We start from the raw sequence: 245 nt of genomic DNA, 5'->3' as shown, positions 1-245 counted from the left end.
AGTCGCCCTTCAGGCCCTGCGCCATCTGCGCGAGCGTTTCCATCGCGAGGTACGGGTGAACGGCTTCTGCGCCGAAGCCCGCGAGAAGCGCGAAGTGGTGCGTTTCACGCGCCGAACCCGTTTCCACGACGAGACCCGTGCTCGTGCGCAGACCGTGCTGCACGAGGTGCGAGTGGATCGCCGAGGTGGCGAGCAGCGCCGGAATAGCAACGTTGTCGCGGTCCGCGCGGCGGTCCGACACGACC

The 245-nt window shown here is 68.2% G+C and carries 1 protein-coding gene; it reads right to left on the bottom strand.

Features of this window, described 5'->3' with window-relative positions:
* On the bottom strand, nucleotides 1-245 hold a 245-nt coding region (locus SB751_RS34180; protein WP_410749516.1), incomplete at both ends, for a glutamate synthase central domain-containing protein.

The sequence above is a fragment of the Cupriavidus sp. SIMBA_020 genome (assembly GCF_046535395.1).
GTDB lineage: Bacteria > Pseudomonadota > Gammaproteobacteria > Burkholderiales > Burkholderiaceae > Cupriavidus > Cupriavidus campinensis.
Note: the sequence above shows the minus strand (reverse complement) of the source record. Positions and strands in the feature narration are given on the sequence as shown.